Consider the following 17,772-nt stretch of genomic DNA (forward strand, 5'->3'; position numbering starts at 1 on the left):
ACGCCTTTCACCTGTAGGCGCTGCCGAAGGCTGCGATCTTTTGACTTTGATTTTAAAAACAGATCAAAAGATCGCAGCCTTCGGCAGCTCCTACAGGGGATTGCGGTGGTTATTCGATCCCGACCTGGTTGCGGCCATTGTTTTTGGCCAGGTACAGGCCACGATCCGCCGCCGAAATCAGCAACCGGCAATCCGTGCCCGACTGCGGCACCATCGTCGCCAGGCCGATGCTGATGGTCAGGCTTACGCCTTCCGCCGGGGTGTTGTGCGGGATTTTCAGCGACGCCACGGTCTGCCGCAGCTTCTCCGCCACCAACCGCGCCCCGCCCGGCGAGGTGTTCGGCAGCACCAGCGCAAACTCTTCGCCGCCATAGCGCGCCGGCAAGTCCGACGGTCGCGCACTGGCGTCACGGATCGCCGTGGCCACCTTGCGCAACGCCTCATCCCCTTCCACATGACCAAAACTGTCGTTGTAGGACTTGAAGTAATCAACATCGATCATCAGCAACGACAACTGGCTCTGATCACGCAACGAGCGGCGCCATTCCAGTTCAAGGTACTCGTCGAAATGGCGACGGTTGGACAGCCCGGTCAGGCCATCGGAGTTCATCAAGCGTTGCAGCACCAGATTGGTGTCGAGCAACTGCTGCTGACTGACCCGCAACGCGCGGTATGCCGCGTCCCGCTGCAGCAACGTCATGTACGAGCGCGAGTGATAGCGAATCCGCGCCACCAGTTCGATGGTGTCCGGCAGTTTCACCAAATAATCGTTGGCCCCGGCCGAGAACGCCGCGCTCTTGATCAGCGGGTCTTCCTTGGTCGACAGGACGATGATCGGAATGTCTTTGGTCGCCGGGTGATTGCGGTATTCGCGCACCAGGCTCAGGCCGTCGAGGCCGGGCATCACCAAGTCCTGGAGGATCACCGTCGGCTTGATCCGTACCGCCTGGGCGATGGCCTGATGCGGGTCGGAGCAGAAGTGGAAGTCGATGTTTTCCTCATTCGACAGCCCACGGCGCACGGCTTCGCCGATCATCGCCTGATCGTCCACCAACAACACCATGGCGGCGTTTTCGTCGGTTTTAATGTCGTCGATCTGTAAATCAGTCATGGGCGGTCACCTGAGTACTGCGGGGGCCAGGATTGCGGATAAATCGGTTCATTTGGGGAAAATCTCCAGCAATCGTGGCGCTATCTTTTCCAAGGGGCGGATTTCTACGGCGGCATCGATCGCGGCGGCGGCCTTGGGCATGCCGTACACCGCACTGCTTTGCTGATCCTGCGCGATGGTCAGATAACCCTGTTGACGCAAAAGCTTAAGCCCTTGCGCGCCGTCGCGTCCCATCCCGGTCAACAAAACCCCGACCGCATCACCGTTCCAGTAGCTGGCGACGCTCTCGAAAAACACGTCGATCGAGGGCCGGTAGATCTCGTTGACCGGTTCGGCGGTGTAGGCCAGCGTGCCGTTCTTGAGTAAACGAATGTGGTGGTTGGTGCCGGCCAGCAACACCGCGCCGGTCTGTGGCGGTTCGCCTTCGCGGGCCAGACGCACATCGAGGCCGCTGGCGCTGGCCAGCCATTCGGCCATGCCGGCGGCGAACACCTGATCGACGTGCTGCACCAGCACAATCGCCGCCGAAAAATCGCGGGGCAGACCCTTGAGCAAGACTTCCAGCGCCGCCGGGCCACCCGCCGATGAACCGATCGCCACCAGTCGCTGGCGCGAGCCGGAGCTTCGCGGAGGTGTCGGTGCCGGGCGCGAGCGCGGTGCCTTGTCGCCGATCAGCCAGCCAATATTAAGGATCTTACGCAGCAACGGCGCCGCCGCTTCCCGCGCGTCGCCGGCACCGAGGGCCGGGGTATCGACCACGTCCAGCGCGCCATGGCCCATGGCCTCGAACACGCGATGGACGTTCTGCTGGCGGTCAACCGTGACAATCACGATCGCGCACGGCGTTTCGGCCATGATCCGCCGCGTGGCTTCGACGCCGTCCATCACCGGCATGATCAGATCCATGAGGATCAGATCCGGGGTGTTTTCGGCGCACAGTTGCACCGCCTCGGCGCCGTTGCGGGCGACCCAGACCACCTGATGCGCCGGCTCGAAGGCCAGCGCACGGCGCAGCGCCTCCACCGCCATCGGCATGTCGTTGACGATTGCGATCTTCATGCCCGCGCTCCCCCGATGAGCTCGACCACTGCGTCGAGCAGGGCGTCGTCATGAAAACTGGCTTTGGCTAAATAATAGTCCGCCCCGGCGTCCAGTCCACGGCGGCGATCCTCTTCACGATCCTTGTACGACACAACCATCACCGGCAGCGATTGCAGACGGTTGTCGCGGCGCAGCAAGGTGACCAGCTCGATGCCGTCCATGCGCGGCATGTCGATGTCGGTAATCAGCAAATCAAAATCCTCGGAGCGCAGGGCGTTCCAGCCGTCCATACCGTCCACCGCCACCGCGACGTCGTAGCCGCGATTGAGCAGCAGCTTGCGTTGCAACTCGCGTACGGTCAGCGAGTCGTCGACTACAAGCACGCGTTTGCGCGCCGCTTCCAAGGCCTGATTGCCATGGCGGGCGATGCGCTCAAGGCGCCCGGTATTGAGCAGTTTGTCCACCGAACGCAGCATGTCCTCAACGTCGACGATCAACACCACCGAACCGTCGTCGAGCAAGGCGCCGGCAGAGATGTCCTGCACTTTGCCCAGACGCTCATCCAGAGGCAAGACCACCAAGGTGCGCTCGCCAATGAAGCGCTCCACGGCCACGCCATAAATCGCGTCGCGCTCGCGGATCACCACGACTTTCAGGGTTTCGCCGCTGTTCTGGCTGGCCGGGCGATTGAGCAATTGACTCGCCGCAACCAGCCCGACATGCCGGCCTTCGTGCCAGAAATGCTGGCGACCTTCGACCTGCACGATGTCTTCGGGCTCCAGATCGCACATGCGTTCGATGTGCGCGAGCGGAAAGGCGTAGGCCTCCTCGCCGACTTCTACCACCAGACTGCGCACCACCGACAGGGTCAGCGGCACCTCCAGATGGAAACGACTGCCCTCGCCCGCCGTTTGCTCCAGCTCCACCGCGCCGCGCAACTGGCGCACCATGTGCTGCACCGCGTCGAGGCCGACGCCACGGCCGGAGACTTCGGTGACCGTGTCGCGCAGGCTGAAACCGGGCAGAAAGAGGAACGTCAGCAGTTCTTCTTCGCTCAACTGCGCAGCGGTTTCGGCTGGGGATAACTGCCGTTCAATAATGCTGCGGCGCACCTTTTCCAGATCGACGCCATTACCGTCATCGCTCAGCTCCAGCACCAGCAAACCGGCCTGATGCGAGGCGCGCAGACGGATCAGGCCTTCCTCGGATTTGCCCTTGAGCAGGCGCTGCTCCGGGGTTTCGATGCCGTGATCGACCGCGTTGCGCAGCAAATGCGTTAGCGGTGCTTCGAGTTTTTCCAGTACGTCGCGGTCGACCTGAGTCTTTTCACCTTCGATCTCCAGCCGCACCTGTTTGCCGAGACTGCGGCCCAGATCACGCACCATGCGCACCTGACCGGTGAGCACGTCGGCGAACGGGCGCATGCGGCAGGCCAACGCAGTGTCGTAAAGCACTTGCGCGCGCTGGCTGGCCTGCCAGGCGAACTCGTCGAGTTCGGCGTTTTTCTCGCTCAGCAGTTGCTGCGATTCGGCGAGCAAGCGCCGCGCGTCTTCCAGAGCTTCCAGCGCTTCAAGGCTCAGCGCGTGTTCCTTGAGGTGCACGTTGAGATTTTCCAGCGCGCGCAGGCCGTTGTTCTGCATGCGCTTGAGGCGCTGCATAGTCGCCAGATGCGGCTTGAGGCGCTGGGTTTCGACCAGCGATTTACTCGACAGATCGAGCAGGCTGTTGAGGCGTTCGGCGGTCACGCGCAGCACGCGTTCGCCACCCTCGGTGGTGCGTCGGCTTTTCTGTGGCGTGGGTTCTGGCGTTTCAACCGGCGGTTCGAAAGCAGGCGCAGACGGTGCTTCGAGTTGCAACTCGGCCATCACCGGCGCAGCGACGGCAGTTGGCAGCGCTGACGGATCGAGCAACTGCCCCATCAACGCCACGTACGCTTCAATATCGCGCGGTTGCGGCGCATTCGCCGGCGTCGCAATGCGCATCAGCAGATCGGTGCCCTGCAACAACGCATCGATGTGTTCCGGACGCAGCAACAATCGCCCTTCCTGCGCGCTGACCAGACAATCTTCCATCACGTGGGCGACGCTGACGCCGCTGTCGATGCCGACAATCCGCGCCGCGCCTTTGAGCGAGTGCGCCGCGCGCATGCACGATTCGAGTTGATCGGCCTGGGTCGGATTGCGTTCCAGCGCCAGCAAACCGGTGCTGAGCACTTGGGTCTGCGCTTCGGCTTCGAGGCTGAACAGCTCCAGCAAGGAGGCGTCGCGCATTTGCTCGGGGGTCATGTGAGGCTCCGGGTCACGGCGGACAGCAACTGTTCTTCATCCAGCCAACGCAGGCTGCGACCGCGAAACTGCAGGACGCCACGGGTATATTTGGCACTGGCCTGCGCCCCGGATTGCGAGGCGGCATCAAGGATGCGCTCGTCGATGGCATGTATGCCGTCGACTTCATCCACCGGCACCACCACCGGCCCGCCATGGGCGGCGATGATCAGCATGCGCGGCATCACCCGCCCGGTGCTGACCGGCACGGCATTGGCGTCCAGATCAAGCAACTCAACCAGCGACAGACACGCCACCAGCGCGCCGCGCACGTTGGCCACGCCAAGCAAGGCCCGTGAGCGCTGGTGCGGCAACGAGTGGATCGCCTGCATCGGCGCCACTTCGACCAGACTGCGCGTTGCCAGCCCAAGCCATTCTTCGCCGAGACGGAACATCAGCAACGAACGGGTTTTGACGTCGGTTTCAACCACGCTGGCGACCGGATCGCGCTCATCCTGCTGCAACGAGTAACGGTCGAGCAATCGCGTGGCGGCGGCGGAATACACCGCGCAGTTGCGGCAATGAATGTGTTCTTCCAGCAGCGGACAGGACTTGTCGCCATGGATACCGATGCGGTTCCAGCAATCGTCGATGGCCCGGGCGTCTTCGTGGGTGACGTTCAAGGTGTCGGACGCGATCATCGTTTACGCTCACTGTCGGCGGTGCGGCCGCTGCGGGCAGCGCGCTCCTGCAATCGTCTGGCACCGGCGCTGTCACCCTGGGCCTGCAGCAATGCGGCCAGGTGCATCAGCGCTTCGGGGTGTTGCGGTTCGAGGTACAGAGCTTTGCGGTAGAAGCCTTGGGCTTCAAGGGTCAGGCCGGCAACATCGCTGAGCAGGCCGAGCCAGTAAAACACTTGCGCCACCGGTTCGTGGCTGCGCAAATACTGTTCGCACGCGGCACGGGCCTCGGCGCTTTTGCCTTCGTTGGCCAGCGCGGCAATGTTCGCCAGCAGCGTTGCCGCGTCCGGGTTGGCGCTGGCGCGGGTGGTCGGCATTGGCGTCACTGCGCTGAACGGCCGATTGCGTACCGGCGTTGGCGGCGTGCTGCGTGGCGGTGGGCTGATCGGCAACGTGACCGGTTTTGGCGTCGGCAGCGGCTCGGGATGCGGATCGCTGTGACGACTGAACGCGAAGGACTGCGGGATGCCGATCGAACGCATGCCCAGACGCCCGAGCAGACTGCCCTCGGCCGGGCCGATAAACAGCACGCCGTCGTCATGGGTGAGGCGTTTGAGCACTTCGAACACTTGCTTCTGCGTCGCTTGGTCGAAATAGATCAGCAGGTTGCGACAGAACACAAAATCGAACGGCGGATCGCTGGCCCACAGCGTTGGATCAAGCACGTTGCCCACCTGCAAACGCACCTGCTCGCGGACATTTTCGTTGAGCAAATGACCGTCCTGTTGCGCACTGAAATGGCGCTCGCGATAGGTCAGTTCATCGCCACGAAACGAGTTCTTGCCGTACAGCGCGCGCCGGGCCTTTTCCACCGACAAAGGGCTGACGTCCATGCCGTCGACTTTGAATTGATGCGGTTTGAGCCCGGCATCGAGCAAGGCCATGGCAATTGAATACGGTTCTTCACCGGTCGAACACGGTAGGCTGAGGATGCGCAGCGCACGCATGTTGTTCAGCTCGCCAAGGCGTTTCAGCGCCAGTTTGCCCAGCGTCGCGAAAGATTCCGGGTAACGGAAAAACCATGTTTCCGGGACGATCACCGCTTCGATCAGCGCTTGCTGTTCATCGCGCGAACCTTGCAGCAACTGCCAGTACTCTTCGGCGTTGGCCGCTTGCGACAGCGTGGTGCGCTGACGCACCGCACGCTCGATGATCGCCGGGCCCACCGAGGTCACATCGAGGCCGATGCGCTCCTTGAGGAAGTCGAAAAAGCGCTGATCGCTGCTCATGGCTGCCCCTCGAACTGCGCCGGACTCAGCGGCGGATCGGGGAACAGCAAGGCGCGCACGCCGTCATCGAGCAAGTCATTGACCCGCACCCATTGCACCAGCCCCTGCGCATCTTCGCGCACCGGGCCGAGGTACGGCGCCTCGCGATTGTCGAGGCCGTACGGCTGAAAATCCTGCGGATTGCAGCGCAGCGTGTCGGTGGCCTGTTCAAGAACCAGCCCGAGCCATTGCCCCGGCTGCGACTCGTCCGGGCGATAATGCACCAGCACCAGTCGCGTGCTGGTGCGCGCCTCGGCCGGTTGACCGAATGTCAGCGCGCTGAGGTCAATCACCGGCACCACCGCACCACGATAAGCGAAGACCCCGGCGACCCATTGCGGCGCCCGCGCGATCGGTTTCAATGGCAGGCGCGGCAGCACTTCCGCCACCTCGGTCGCGCGCAACGCGTAACGTTCGCTGCCAATGCGAAACAGCAGGAATAACGCCTGCTTCGCCACCGGGGCGACGTTGCGTTTGGCGATGATTTCGCTCATCAGACTTTGAATCGCGATACGCCGCTGCGCAGCCCGACGGCCACCTGGCTCAGTTCGTCGATGGCGAAACTGGCCTGACGCAACGATTCGACGGTCTGGCTGCTGGCATCGCCCAACTGCACCAGCGCGTGGTTGATCTGCTCGGCGCCGGTGGCCTGCGCCTGCATGCCTTCATTGACCATCAACACGCGCGGCGCCAGCGCCTGCACTTGATGAATGATCTGCGACAGTTGCTCGCCGACCTGCTGCACCTCGGACATGCCGCGACGCACTTCTTCGGAGAATTTGTCCATGCCCATCACACCGGCCGACACCGCCGACTGAATCTCGCGCACCATTTGTTCGATGTCATACGTGGCGACCGCAGTCTGATCCGCCAGACGGCGCACTTCGGTGGCGACCACGGCAAAACCACGGCCGTATTCACCGGCCTTCTCGGCTTCGATCGCGGCGTTGAGCGAGAGCAGGTTGGTCTGGTCGGCCACTTTGACGATGGTCACCACCACCTGATTAATGTTGCCGGCCTTCTCGTTGAGGATCGCCAGTTTGGCGTTGACCAGATCGGCGGCGCCCATCACCGAGTGCATGGTGTCTTCCATGCGTGCGAGGCCTTGCTGGCCGGAGCCGGCGGCCACCGAGGCCTGATCGGCAGCGGTGGAGACTTCAGTCATGGTGCGCACCAGATCGCGCGACGTGGCGGCGATTTCGCGGGAGGTCGCGCCGATTTCGGTGGTGGTCGCGGCGGTTTCGGTGGCGGTGGCTTGCTGCTGTTTGGAAGTGGCGGCGATTTCAGTCACCGAGGTGGTCACCTGCACCGATGAGCGCTGCGCCTGGGACACCAGCGAGGTGAGCTCGGTCATCATGTCGTTGAAGCCGGTTTCCACCGCGCCGAATTCGTCTTTGCGGTCGAGGTTCAGGCGCGAGCTGAGGTCGCCGGTGCGCATGATTTCGAGGATTTTCACGATGCGGTTCATCGGCGCCATGATCGCGCGCATCAACAGCAGACCACACAAGCCGGCGGCCAGAACGGCGACCAGCAGGGAAATGATCATGCTGACTTTGGCGGCTGCCACAGCCTCATCGATATTGGCCATGGCCTGATCGGCGACTTTTTTGTTTTCGCCGATGATGTCGTTGAGCTTCATGCGGCCGGCGTACCAGGCTGGCGTGAGTTTCTCGTGGAAAACCTTGATCGCGTCGGCTTCCATGTTGCGTTTGTGCAAGTCGAGCACCACGTCCTGAAGTTGCAGATAGGCGTCGTGATACTTCTCGAACGCGGCGAACTCGCGGCGATCCTCGTCGGTCGCCATGGTCTTGCGGTAATTTTCCATCTGCTCCAGCAGGCGCGACTCGAACGACTTGTAATCGGCCTCGTCTTCGCTGCTGATGCCCTGCCCTTCCTTGAGCCCCAACAGTTCCTGAGTCTGCAAATAGCTGTCGACCCACGCGCCGCGAATCATCGAGCTGTAATAAACCCCGGGAATCGCGTCGTCGCGGACACTGTTTTCACTGGCTTCGATCTTCAACAGTCGCGAATAGGAGAGCACCACCATCAGCAACATGATGGCGATAATCACCGCAAAGCTCGCCAAAATGCGTTGGCGCAACGTCCAGTTCTTCACAGTGATTCCTCGTGCCTAGGTCGAAATGCGGGGAGTATAGCCGAGGGCGGTGTTTCATTTATAAGACGCTTTTTAACCCCCGGGCCTGCCCGACGCGGTTGTCGGGAGGCTCTGGAGTGGGACTGTCCGACAATTAGGGGTGGGCGTGCCAGCGATGAAACGGCAAAAAGAGGCGCCGCAATGGCCATTACGGCCCTACTGCATCAGGTGCCTAACCAAAATCTCAGGACCTCCACGACCAAAAGTGGGAGCGGGCTTGCTCGCGAAGGCGGTGTGTCAGTCAACACTTTGAATAACTGATAGACCGCATTCGCGAGCAAGCCCGCTCACACAGGGGATGGTGGCTGGGCTTAAGACTGTGCTTGCAGGGGGAAGCCGTTGCGCAATCTTGTGATGATCGCCCTTCCCACGCCGACACTGGGTTTTTCCAGCAATCGGTAGCTGACGCTGGCTAGCAGCAGCGTTGCCAGCACGTAGCAGAGGAAGACGCCCGGGTTGAATTGCGCCTGAAGAACCGTCGCGTGCGCTGCCCACTCCAGAAAAAACGGGTGCATCAGATACACCGAATAACTGATCGTGCCCAGATACGTCAGGCTCTTGAAGTGACGGCGGAAAAACAAGGTCATAGCCAGCGCAAACGCCATCCCCGCCAGATAGCTGACCAGGTAGGCGTAGGGATTTTCGTTGTGCCCATAGTCGGCGTTGTAGGCCAACAGGCAAATCACCGGCAGCAATACCACGAACAATGCCAGCCAGACTGCGACGAATTGGCGAAGGGACGCGGTGCCCGCACCGAGGCTGACATCTCGCCAGAGGCTGCCAAAAAACATGATCGACAGGCACAGCGGCAGCGCCACCGGGATCTTTTTCGCCATATAAAACCGGGCCGCTGCAAAGATCAGCGCCACGATCAGCAAACCAATGGCCGCGCCAAATCGCACGCCGGCCTTGCGCAAAAGCCCCACGCTGAACAGCGCCGCGCAGGCCATGTAAAAGAACATCTCAATGATCAGCGTCCAGTAAACCCCAAACAGATCCGGGGTTTTCAGAAGCGCCTGAAACATCGTCATGTTAATCAGCACGGTCGAGACCGGCACCGGCGTCGACAAAAACCAATACGAACTCAACACCGCCAGCGCAATGGAAAACCAGTACGCCGGGTACAACCGGAATAACCGCGAAACGGCGAACGCCGCCAGCGCATGCCGACCTTCTTTCAGGCTGTAGGGAATGACCATTCCGCTGAGCAGAAAGAAGATCACCACGCCCACCTGCCCGAGGTTCACGTAGGTGAAGAAAAACGTGTCCTTGAGCGGCGTTCTTTCGATGAAGTGCGCAGCCATGACCAACAATGCCGCGATGCCTCGCAGGGCATCCAGATGCGTCAGACGATTGGGCGTGGTCATGCGTTGTTCCCGTAAATGTGCGAGGTGCTACAAACTACCGACGGCCCCGACAACCCACAAGATTTAAGTCAACGCCTGGCGCACCTGCTTCTCCAGTTCGATTTTCAGACCGGGCTCCAGCTTCAACTGCCGCGCCAGTTCATCCAGATACGACTTCTCCATGAAGTTCTCTTCGTCCACCAGCATCACACTGGCGATGTACATCTCGGCGGCCATTTCCGGCGTACTCGCGGCGCGGGCGACGTCGGTGGGATCCAGAGGTTTGTTGAGTTCAGCGTGCAGCCAGTGTTGCAGCTCCTGATCGTTGTCGAGTTTGGTGAATTCACCTTCGATCAACTGACGCTCGCGATCATCGATGTGGCCGTCAGCCTTGGCGGCGGCGACCAGCGCTTTGAGAATGGCTTGGCTGTGTTCCTCGGCCTGTGCCGGTGGCAAACGGTCGAGGGTTTGCGGTTCGCGTTGTGGGGCTGTGCCCTTCTGCGCGTTGTAGTTGCCATAAGCCTTGTAAGCCAGCACACCCAGCGCCGCGAGGCCGCCGTAGATCGCGACTTTGCCGCCGACCTTGCGCACTTTTTTGTTACCGAGCAGCAATCCCATCGCGCCAGCCGCCAGCGCTCCGCCGCCCGCGCCTGACAACAGGCCGCCGAGGCCACCGGAGCCAGATGCGCCACCGAGCAAGCCGCCCAAGCCTCCACCGGAGGATTTGTTCTGCGAACCACCGGCCTTGTTCTGCAACAGATCCTGGCCGGACTTGAGTAGTTGATCGAGCAATCCACGGGTGTTCATGTTCCGCCTCCAAAACAGGGGTTATCCGGATCTATAAGGCCTCCAGCCTAGTTCGAAAGTGCCCGTGACCGGCCTGCGAGTGTGCTTCCAGATGTTGCTCGCTGCCCGCAGGCCTTCGTGAAAATAGATATACACTCAGATCCATCTATAAAAACCGCCCACCGGGTATTCCCGTCATGATGACCCTGCGTCAGATTCGTCACTTTATCGCTGTGGCCGAGACCGGCTCGATCTCCGCCGCCGCGCAAACCGCGTTCATTTCCCAGTCGACCCTGACGTTAGCGATCCAGCAACTGGAAGAAGAAATCGGCGTCAGCCTGTTTAGCCGTCACGCCAAAGGCATGACGCTTACGCACCAAGGTCATCAATTCCTACGTCAGGCTCACCTGATTCTTGCGACTGTGGACAACGCCAAACGCAGCCTGCAACAGAGCACCGACCAAGTTGCCGGGCAGTTGATCGTCGGCGTAACCAGTCTGGTCGCCGGTTATTACCTCGCGGATCTGCTCACCCGTTTTCAGCGCGCTTATCCCAACGTCGAGATCCGCGTGATGGAAGACGAGCGTCCGTATATCGAACACCTGCTGGTCAGCGGCGAGATCGATGTCGGCGTGTTGATCCTCTCCAACCTCGAAGATCGCCATGCCTTGCAGACTGAAGTGTTGACTCACTCGCCGCACCGTTTGTGGCTCCCGGCCCAGCATCCACTGCTGGAGCACGACAGCATCAACCTCGCCGATGTCGCCCGCGAGCCGTTGATTCAACTCAACGTCGATGAAATGGATCGTAATGCCCAACGCCTGTGGCGCGGCGCCGGCCTGCAACCAAAAATTACCCTGAGAACCGCGTCCACCGAGGCCGTACGAAGTCTTGTCGCCGCCGGTTTGGGCGTGTCGATCCAGCCAGACATGACTTATCGCCCATGGTCACTGGAGGGCGACATCATCGAAGCGAGGCCGATTGCCGACCTCAACCAGACGCTAGACGTCGGCCTGGCCTGGCGCCGTGGCACCGCGCGCCCCGCTCTCGTCGATCCATTTCTCACTGTGGCCCGTGAGCAACCCCACGGCGGGCGCAAGCCATCTATTTAATCGAATGCTGCCTTCAGTATTTAGAATTTGTCGACCTCGGAGCCGCGCACTAGTCTTGCTGCATCTATAAGACGGTCGGCTCCCGATATCAGGGAGCAACAATGGCCACACAAGAAAAGAGAACGCGGAAAATGGCTGGCGCGCAGACCCCGATGTGTACCGCGTTGTTGATCGACGGCGAATTGGTCGCCGGGGAAGGTTTCGTCGAGCCGATTCTCAACCCGGCCACCGGTGAAATCCTCACCCACATCGCCGAGGCCAGCACCGAGCAAGTCGAAGCCGCCATCCTCGCCGCCCACCGCGCCTTCGCCGAATGGTCGCGCACCACGCCGCAGCAACGTTCGAACCTGCTGTTGGACATCGCCAACGCCGTCGAAAAACACGCCGATCACCTTGCCCGCCTCGAATCGCTGAACTGCGGCAAGCCGTTGCACCTGGCGCGTCAGGACGATTTGACAGCGACCGTCGATGTCTTCCGGTTCTTCGCCGGCGCCGTGCGTTGCCAGACCGGCCAGCTCAGCGGCGAATACCTGCCGGGCTACACCAGCATGGTGCGGCGCGATCCGATTGGCGTGGTCGCCTCGATTGCGCCGTGGAATTACCCGATCATGATGGCCGCGTGGAAAATCGCCCCGGCCCTCGCCGCCGGCAACACGCTGGTGTTCAAGCCGTCCGAACACACACCGCTGTCGATCCTCGCACTGGCGCCAGCGCTGGCCGAAATCCTCCCGCGCGGGGTGATCAACATCATCTGCGGTGGCGGCGAAGGCGTCGGCAGCCATTTGGTCGGCCACGCGAAAGTGCGCATGGTCTCGCTGACCGGCGATATCGTCACAGGGCAGAAAATCCTTCAGGCCGCCGCGAAAACCCTGAAACGCACGCACCTTGAACTCGGCGGCAAAGCTCCGGTGATCGTCTGCAACGACGCCGACATCCAGGCTGTGGTCGAAGGCGTGCGCACTTACGGCTACTACAACGCCGGCCAGGACTGCACTGCCGCCTGCCGGATCTACGCGCAGGCCGGAATTCACGACAAATTGGTCGCCGAACTCGGCGCCGCCGTCAGCAGCCTGCGCTTCGCCGGCAAACGTGATGCCGACAACGAGATTGGCCCGCTGATCAGCACCCGCCAGCGCGACCGCGTCGCCAGTTTCGTCGAACGCGCCCTCGGTCAGCCGCACATCGAACGCGTGACCGGTGCAGCGGTGCATTCCGGTGCCGGTTTCTACTATCAACCGACGCTGCTAGCCGGTTGCAAACAGAGTGACGAAATCGTCCAGCGCGAAGTGTTCGGCCCGGTGGTCACCGTGACCCGTTTCGACGAACTCTCGCAGGCCGTGGATTGGGCCAACGACTCCGAATACGGCCTCGCCTCGTCGGTGTGGACACAGAATCTAGACAAGGCGATGCAGGTTGCCGCGCGCTTGCAGTACGGCTGCACGTGGATCAACAGCCATTTCATGCTGGTCAGCGAAATGCCCCACGGCGGGCTGAAACGCTCCGGTTACGGCAAAGACTTATCCAGTGATTCGCTGCAGGACTACAGCGTGGTGCGGCACATCATGGCCCGCCACGGCCAGCATCTCTGACTACGCTAATAACAAGCCGCCAACGGCATGCTTCACCGCGTTCACAACTGCCCCGACCATAATTTAAAGAAGAGGGTTCAACCATGTTCGTGCACAAGACCGCACTGCTCAGTGCAATCACTACGGCCTTGCTGGCCAGCGCCAGCCTGCAAGCCGCCGAGCCGTTGAAGGCCGTCGGCGCCGGCGAAGGTCAGCTGGATATCGTTGCGTGGCCGGGCTACATCGAACGTGGCGAGAGCGACAAGGCCTACGACTGGGTGACCGGTTTCGAGCAGGAAACCGGCTGCAAGGTCAACGTGAAGACAGCGGCCACCTCGGACGAAATGGTCAGCCTGATGGCCAAGGGCGGTTACGACCTGGTCACCGCGTCGGGCGATGCCTCGTTGCGATTGATCGTCGGCAAGCGTGTGCAACCGATCAACACCGCGTTGATCCCGAACTGGAACACCCTCGACCCGCGCCTCAAAGACGCGCCGTGGTACGTGGTCAACAACCAGACTTACGGCACCCCGTACCAGTGGGGCCCGAACGTGTTGATGTACAACACCAACGTGTTCAAGACCGCGCCGACCAGTTGGAACGTGGTGTTCGCCGCGCAGGATCTGCCCGATGGCAAACCGAACAAGGGCCGCGTGCAGGCCTATGACGGCCCGATCTATATCGCTGATGCAGCGCTGTATCTGAAGTCGACCAAGCCTGAATTGGGCATCAAAGACCCGTACCAACTCACCGAAGATCAGTACAAAGCCGTGCTCGATCTGTTGCGCGCGCAGCAGCCGCTGATCCACCGCTACTGGCATGACACCACGGTGCAGATGAGCGACTTCAAAAACGAAGGCGTGGTGGCGTCGAGCGCGTGGCCGTATCAGGTCAACGGTTTGATGAACGAGAAGCAGCCGATTGCGTCGACCATTCCGAAAGAAGGCGCCACGGGTTGGGCTGACACCACCATGTTGCACGCCGAGGCCAAGCACCCGAACTGCGCGTACAAGTGGATGGACTGGTCTCTGAAACCGAAAGTCCAGGGCGATGTGGCGGCGTGGTTTGGTTCGTTGCCGGCCGTGCCGGCGGCGTGCAAGGGCAGCGAATTGCTTGGCGCTGAAGGTTGCAAAACCAACGGTTTCGACCAGTTCGACAAGATCGCTTTCTGGAAAACCCCGCAGGCTGAAGGTGGCAAGTTTGTGCCGTATAGCCGCTGGACGCAGGACTACATCGCGATCATGGGCGGCCGCTAGTCTTCACTCGATGCCGATCGTTCCCACGCTCTGCGTGGGAATGCATCACCGGACGCTCCGCGTCCATTCGCATGAAATGACGCGGAGCGTCACAGGCTGCATTCCCACGCGGAGCGCGGGAACGATCAATGGCACCGCTCTCCTCTCCTGTAGGAGCTGCCGCAGGCTGCGATCTTTTCGACGCACACACGACTTTTTTGAAAGCCCGCTTTACCGGAGCACCGCACCATGACGCTTGCAGTCCAGTTCACCAACGTTTCCCGACAGTTCGGCGAAGTGAAGGCCGTTGACCGGGTTTCCATCGATATCGAGGACGGCGAGTTCTTTTCCATGCTCGGCCCTTCCGGCTCGGGCAAAACCACCTGCCTGCGCCTGATCGCCGGGTTCGAACAACCGAGCGCCGGTTCGATCCGCATTCACGGTGCTGAAGCGGCCGGTTTGCCGCCGTATCAACGCGACGTCAACACGGTGTTTCAGGATTACGCGCTGTTCCCGCACATGAACGTCCTCGACAACGTCGCCTACGGATTGAAGGTCAAAGGCGTCGGCAAAACCGAACGGCACAAACGCGCCGAAGAAGCCTTGGACATGGTCGCCCTCGGCGGTTACGGCGCGCGTAAACCGGTGCAATTGTCCGGCGGTCAGCGCCAGCGTGTCGCCCTCGCCCGCGCCTTGGTCAATCGTCCGCGCGTGCTGTTGCTTGATGAGCCTTTGGGCGCGCTCGATCTGAAATTGCGCGAGCAAATGCAAAGCGAACTGAAGAAGCTGCAACGCCAGCTCGGCATCACTTTCATCTTCGTCACCCACGATCAAACGGAAGCGCTGTCGATGTCCGACCGCGTCGCCGTGTTCAACAAGGGCCGCATCGAACAGGTCGACACGCCGCGCAATTTGTACATGAAACCGACCACTACATTCGTGGCTGAATTCGTCGGCACCTCGAACGTGATTCGCGGCGATCTGGCCCGTGAAATCAGCGGTCATCCGCAGCCATTTTCGATCCGCCCCGAACACGTGCGTTTCGCCGAAGGCCCACTCGCAAGTCACGAAATCGAAGTCAGCGGCCTGCTCCACGATATCCAGTATCAGGGCAGCGCCACGCGCTATGAATTGAAACTGGAAAACGGCCAGACCCTGAGCATCAGCCACGCCAACAATCAGTGGATCGACAGCAGCGCGCAGCATCAGACCGGCCAGCGCCTGAGCGCGCGTTGGGCCCGGGAAGCGATGATTCCGCTGCACGACACCGTGGCGAGCGGGGTTTGATATGAGCACGCTCGCGATGACTGCATCGCCGCCGTTGCGCAGGTTTTCCAACCTGCTCTACCGCAAGCCGAACCTGTATTTGTCGATGCTGCTGGTGCCGCCATTGCTGTGGTTCGGCGCGATTTATCTCGGCTCGCTGCTGGTGCTGTTGTGGCAGGGTTTCTACACCTTCGACGACTTCACCATGGCGGTCACCCCTGACCTGACCCTGGCGAATTTCGCCGCGCTGTTTCAGCCGTCGAACTTCGACATCATCCTGCGCACGCTGAGCATGGCCATCGTCGTGTCGATCGCCAGCGCCATCGTCGCGTTCCCGATCGCCTACTACATGGCGCGCTACACCACCGGCAAAACCAAGGCGTTTTTCTATATCGCGGTGATGATGCCGATGTGGGCCAGTTACATCGTCAAGGCCTATGCGTGGACGTTGCTGCTGGCCAAGGGCGGCGTGGCGCAATGGTTCGTGCAGCACTTGGGATTGGAGCCGGTTTTGCAGTTCATCTTGGGGATTCCCGGGGTGGGCGGCAGCACTCTGTCGACCTCGCATCTGGGGCGATTCATGGTGTTTGTGTACATCTGGCTGCCGTTCATGATTCTGCCGATTCAGGCTTCGCTGGAACGTCTGCCACCGTCGCTGTTGCAGGCCTCCGCTGACCTTGGTGCGAAGCCGCGTCAGACCTTTATGCAGGTGATTTTGCCGCTGTCGATTCCAGGGATTGCCGCCGGTTCGATCTTCACGTTTTCGCTGACCCTGGGCGACTTCATCGTGCCGCAACTGGTCGGGCCGCCGGGGTACTTCGTCGGCAGCATGGTCTACGCGCAGCAAGGTGCGATTGGCAATATGCCAATGGCGGCGGCGTTCACGCTGGTGCCGATTGTGTTGATCGCGGTTTACCTGTCCATCGTCAAACGACTGGGGGCTTTCGATGCACTCTGACTCTTCATCACAAGGGCATGCCTCTCTAGGCCTGAAAATCGCAGCGTGGGGCGGGTTGGTGTTTCTGCACTTTCCGATCCTGATCATCTTCCTGTACGCCTTCAACACCGAAGAAGCCGCGTTCAGCTTTCCGCCGAAAGGCCTCACGTTGCACTGGTTCAGCGTGGCTTTTTCGCGGCCGGATGTGCTGGAGTCGATCAAGCTCTCACTGCAGATCGCAGCGATCGCCACGTTGATTGCGATGGTGCTTGGCACACTCGCATCGGCCGCTTTGTACCGCCGGGATTTCTTCGGCAAACAGGGTATTTCGCTGATGCTGATTTTGCCGATTGCGCTGCCGGGGATCATCACCGGGATCGCGCTGCTGGCCACGTTCAAAACCCTGGGGATCGAGCCGGGGATGTTCACCATCATCGTAGGCCACGCGACCTTCTGCGTGGTGATCGTCTACAACAACGTCATCGCCCGCCTGCGCCGCACTTCGCACAGTTTGATCGAGGCCTCGATGGATCTCGGCGCCGATGGCTGGCAGACCTTTCGCTACATCATCCTGCCGAACCTTGGCTCGGCTTTACTGGCGGGCGGCATGTTGGCGTTTGCGCTGTCGTTCGACGAAATCATCGTCACCACGTTCACCGCCGGGCATGAGCGCACGTTGCCGTTGTGGCTGCTCAATCAACTGAGCCGGCCACGGGATGTGCCGGTGACCAACGTCGTCGCGATGCTGGTGATGATGGTGACGATGCTGCCGATCCTTGGCGCGTATTACCTGACGCGCGGCGGCGAGAGTGTCGCTGGTAGCGGCGGAAAATAACCCAATAACCACAAACCCAACCCCGTGTAGGAGCTGCCGAAGGCTGCGATCTTTTGATCTTGATCTTGATCTTCAACAGCAACATCAAAAGATCGCAGCCTTCGGCAG

15 protein-coding genes are annotated in these 17,772 nt (G+C 61.1%); 6 read left to right on the forward strand and 9 right to left on the reverse strand.

Going from position 1 to position 17,772, the window contains the following annotated elements; translation table 11 throughout:
• Positions 1–109: 109 nt before the first annotated feature.
• From QMX93_RS23820 to QMX93_RS23860, 9 genes are all read right to left on the reverse strand, one after another.
• Positions 110–1,111 carry a PleD family two-component system response regulator gene (locus tag QMX93_RS23820; RefSeq protein ID WP_053117527.1) on the reverse strand — a complete coding sequence of 334 codons (1,002 nt, stop codon included), beginning with the start codon at positions 1,109–1,111 and terminating at the stop codon, positions 110–112.
• Positions 1,112–1,159: 48 nt separating this feature from the next.
• On the reverse strand, positions 1,160–2,170 hold the full coding sequence (locus tag QMX93_RS23825) for a chemotaxis response regulator protein-glutamate methylesterase (protein WP_282358186.1): 1,011 nt from the start codon (positions 2,168–2,170) through the stop codon (positions 1,160–1,162).
• The gene (locus QMX93_RS23830; protein ID WP_282358187.1) at positions 2,167–4,437 is read right to left on the reverse strand and encodes a hybrid sensor histidine kinase/response regulator; all 2,271 of its coding nucleotides are present in this window, start codon (positions 4,435–4,437) and stop codon (positions 2,167–2,169) included. The genes QMX93_RS23825 and QMX93_RS23830 overlap by 4 nt, the downstream gene beginning before the upstream one ends.
• A complete protein-coding gene (locus QMX93_RS23835; RefSeq protein ID WP_282358188.1) occupies positions 4,434–5,117 on the reverse strand; it encodes a chemotaxis protein CheW in 684 nt (227 codons plus the stop codon). Before QMX93_RS23835 ends, QMX93_RS23830 begins: the two co-directional genes overlap by 4 nt.
• On the reverse strand, positions 5,114–6,385 hold the full coding sequence (locus QMX93_RS23840) for a CheR family methyltransferase (RefSeq protein WP_159813800.1): 1,272 nt from the start codon (positions 6,383–6,385) through the stop codon (positions 5,114–5,116). The genes QMX93_RS23835 and QMX93_RS23840 overlap by 4 nt, the downstream gene beginning before the upstream one ends.
• Positions 6,382–6,918, reverse strand: a complete 537-nt coding sequence (locus QMX93_RS23845) for a chemotaxis protein CheW (protein WP_282358189.1) — start codon at positions 6,916–6,918, stop codon at positions 6,382–6,384. The genes QMX93_RS23840 and QMX93_RS23845 overlap by 4 nt, the downstream gene beginning before the upstream one ends.
• Positions 6,918–8,540: a methyl-accepting chemotaxis protein gene (locus tag QMX93_RS23850; protein ID WP_053117509.1), complete on the reverse strand. Its 1,623-nt coding sequence runs from the start codon at positions 8,538–8,540 to the stop codon at positions 6,918–6,920. The genes QMX93_RS23845 and QMX93_RS23850 overlap by 1 nt, the downstream gene beginning before the upstream one ends.
• 350 nt (positions 8,541–8,890) lie before the next feature.
• Entirely contained in the window at positions 8,891–9,946 is a 1,056-nt protein-coding gene (locus QMX93_RS23855; protein WP_282358190.1) for an acyltransferase, read from the reverse strand.
• 63 nt (positions 9,947–10,009) lie between these two features.
• A complete protein-coding gene (locus QMX93_RS23860; RefSeq protein ID WP_282358191.1) occupies positions 10,010–10,732 on the reverse strand; it encodes a tellurite resistance TerB family protein in 723 nt (240 codons plus the stop codon).
• A 176-nt stretch (positions 10,733–10,908) separates the two neighbouring features.
• Here QMX93_RS23860 and QMX93_RS23865 point away from each other — a divergent pair, with 176 nt between their 5' ends.
• The 6 genes from QMX93_RS23865 (at position 10,909) to QMX93_RS23890 (ending at position 17,664) form a co-directional block, all read left to right on the forward strand.
• Positions 10,909–11,823: a LysR family transcriptional regulator gene (locus QMX93_RS23865; protein ID WP_007967749.1), complete on the forward strand. Its 915-nt coding sequence runs from the start codon at positions 10,909–10,911 to the stop codon at positions 11,821–11,823.
• 131 nt (positions 11,824–11,954) lie between these two features.
• A complete protein-coding gene (locus QMX93_RS23870) occupies positions 11,955–13,412 on the forward strand; it encodes a gamma-aminobutyraldehyde dehydrogenase (RefSeq protein WP_159813872.1) in 1,458 nt (485 codons plus the stop codon).
• An 83-nt stretch (positions 13,413–13,495) separates the two neighbouring features.
• The gene (gene ydcS, locus QMX93_RS23875) at positions 13,496–14,647 is read left to right on the forward strand and encodes a putative ABC transporter substrate-binding protein YdcS (RefSeq protein WP_212549629.1); all 1,152 of its coding nucleotides are present in this window, start codon (positions 13,496–13,498) and stop codon (positions 14,645–14,647) included.
• Between the two features lie 228 nt (positions 14,648–14,875).
• On the forward strand, positions 14,876–15,913 hold the full coding sequence (locus tag QMX93_RS23880; protein WP_127925966.1) for an ABC transporter ATP-binding protein: 1,038 nt from the start codon (positions 14,876–14,878) through the stop codon (positions 15,911–15,913).
• Between the two features lies 1 nt (position 15,914).
• Entirely contained in the window at positions 15,915–16,850 is a 936-nt protein-coding gene (locus tag QMX93_RS23885) for an ABC transporter permease (RefSeq protein WP_016986394.1), read from the forward strand.
• Positions 16,840–17,664, forward strand: coding sequence for an ABC transporter permease (locus QMX93_RS23890; protein ID WP_282358193.1), 825 nt, complete (start codon positions 16,840–16,842; stop codon positions 17,662–17,664). Before QMX93_RS23885 ends, QMX93_RS23890 begins: the two co-directional genes overlap by 11 nt.
• Positions 17,665–17,772: the final 108 nt, after the last annotated feature.

It is taken from the genome of Pseudomonas sp. PS01303, from assembly GCF_029959385.1.
GTDB classification, from domain to species: Bacteria; Pseudomonadota; Gammaproteobacteria; order Pseudomonadales; family Pseudomonadaceae; genus Aquipseudomonas; species Aquipseudomonas rustica.

Excerpts from the sequence above, each read along its gene's own strand:
- QMX93_RS23820 (WP_053117527.1), bottom strand. The coding sequence starts at position 1,111 with ATGACTGATTTACAGATCGACGACATTAAAACCGACGAAAACGCCGCC.
- QMX93_RS23825 (WP_282358186.1), bottom strand. The coding sequence starts at position 2,170 with ATGAAGATCGCAATCGTCAACGACATGCCGATGGCGGTGGAGGCGCTG.
- QMX93_RS23830 (WP_282358187.1), bottom strand. The coding sequence starts at position 4,437 with ATGACCCCCGAGCAAATGCGCGACGCCTCCTTGCTGGAGCTGTTCAGC.
- QMX93_RS23835 (WP_282358188.1), bottom strand. The coding sequence starts at position 5,117 with ATGATCGCGTCCGACACCTTGAACGTCACCCACGAAGACGCCCGGGCC.
- QMX93_RS23840 (WP_159813800.1), bottom strand. The coding sequence starts at position 6,385 with ATGAGCAGCGATCAGCGCTTTTTCGACTTCCTCAAGGAGCGCATCGGC.
- QMX93_RS23845 (WP_282358189.1), bottom strand. The coding sequence starts at position 6,918 with ATGAGCGAAATCATCGCCAAACGCAACGTCGCCCCGGTGGCGAAGCAG.
- QMX93_RS23855 (WP_282358190.1), bottom strand. The coding sequence starts at position 9,946 with ATGACCACGCCCAATCGTCTGACGCATCTGGATGCCCTGCGAGGCATC.
- QMX93_RS23860 (WP_282358191.1), bottom strand. The coding sequence starts at position 10,732 with ATGAACACCCGTGGATTGCTCGATCAACTACTCAAGTCCGGCCAGGAT.
- QMX93_RS23865 (WP_007967749.1), top strand. The coding sequence starts at position 10,909 with ATGATGACCCTGCGTCAGATTCGTCACTTTATCGCTGTGGCCGAGACC.
- QMX93_RS23870 (WP_159813872.1), top strand. The coding sequence starts at position 11,955 with ATGGCTGGCGCGCAGACCCCGATGTGTACCGCGTTGTTGATCGACGGC.
- ydcS (WP_212549629.1), top strand. The coding sequence starts at position 13,496 with ATGTTCGTGCACAAGACCGCACTGCTCAGTGCAATCACTACGGCCTTG.
- QMX93_RS23880 (WP_127925966.1), top strand. The coding sequence starts at position 14,876 with ATGACGCTTGCAGTCCAGTTCACCAACGTTTCCCGACAGTTCGGCGAA.
- QMX93_RS23885 (WP_016986394.1), top strand. The coding sequence starts at position 15,915 with ATGAGCACGCTCGCGATGACTGCATCGCCGCCGTTGCGCAGGTTTTCC.
- QMX93_RS23890 (WP_282358193.1), top strand. The coding sequence starts at position 16,840 with ATGCACTCTGACTCTTCATCACAAGGGCATGCCTCTCTAGGCCTGAAA.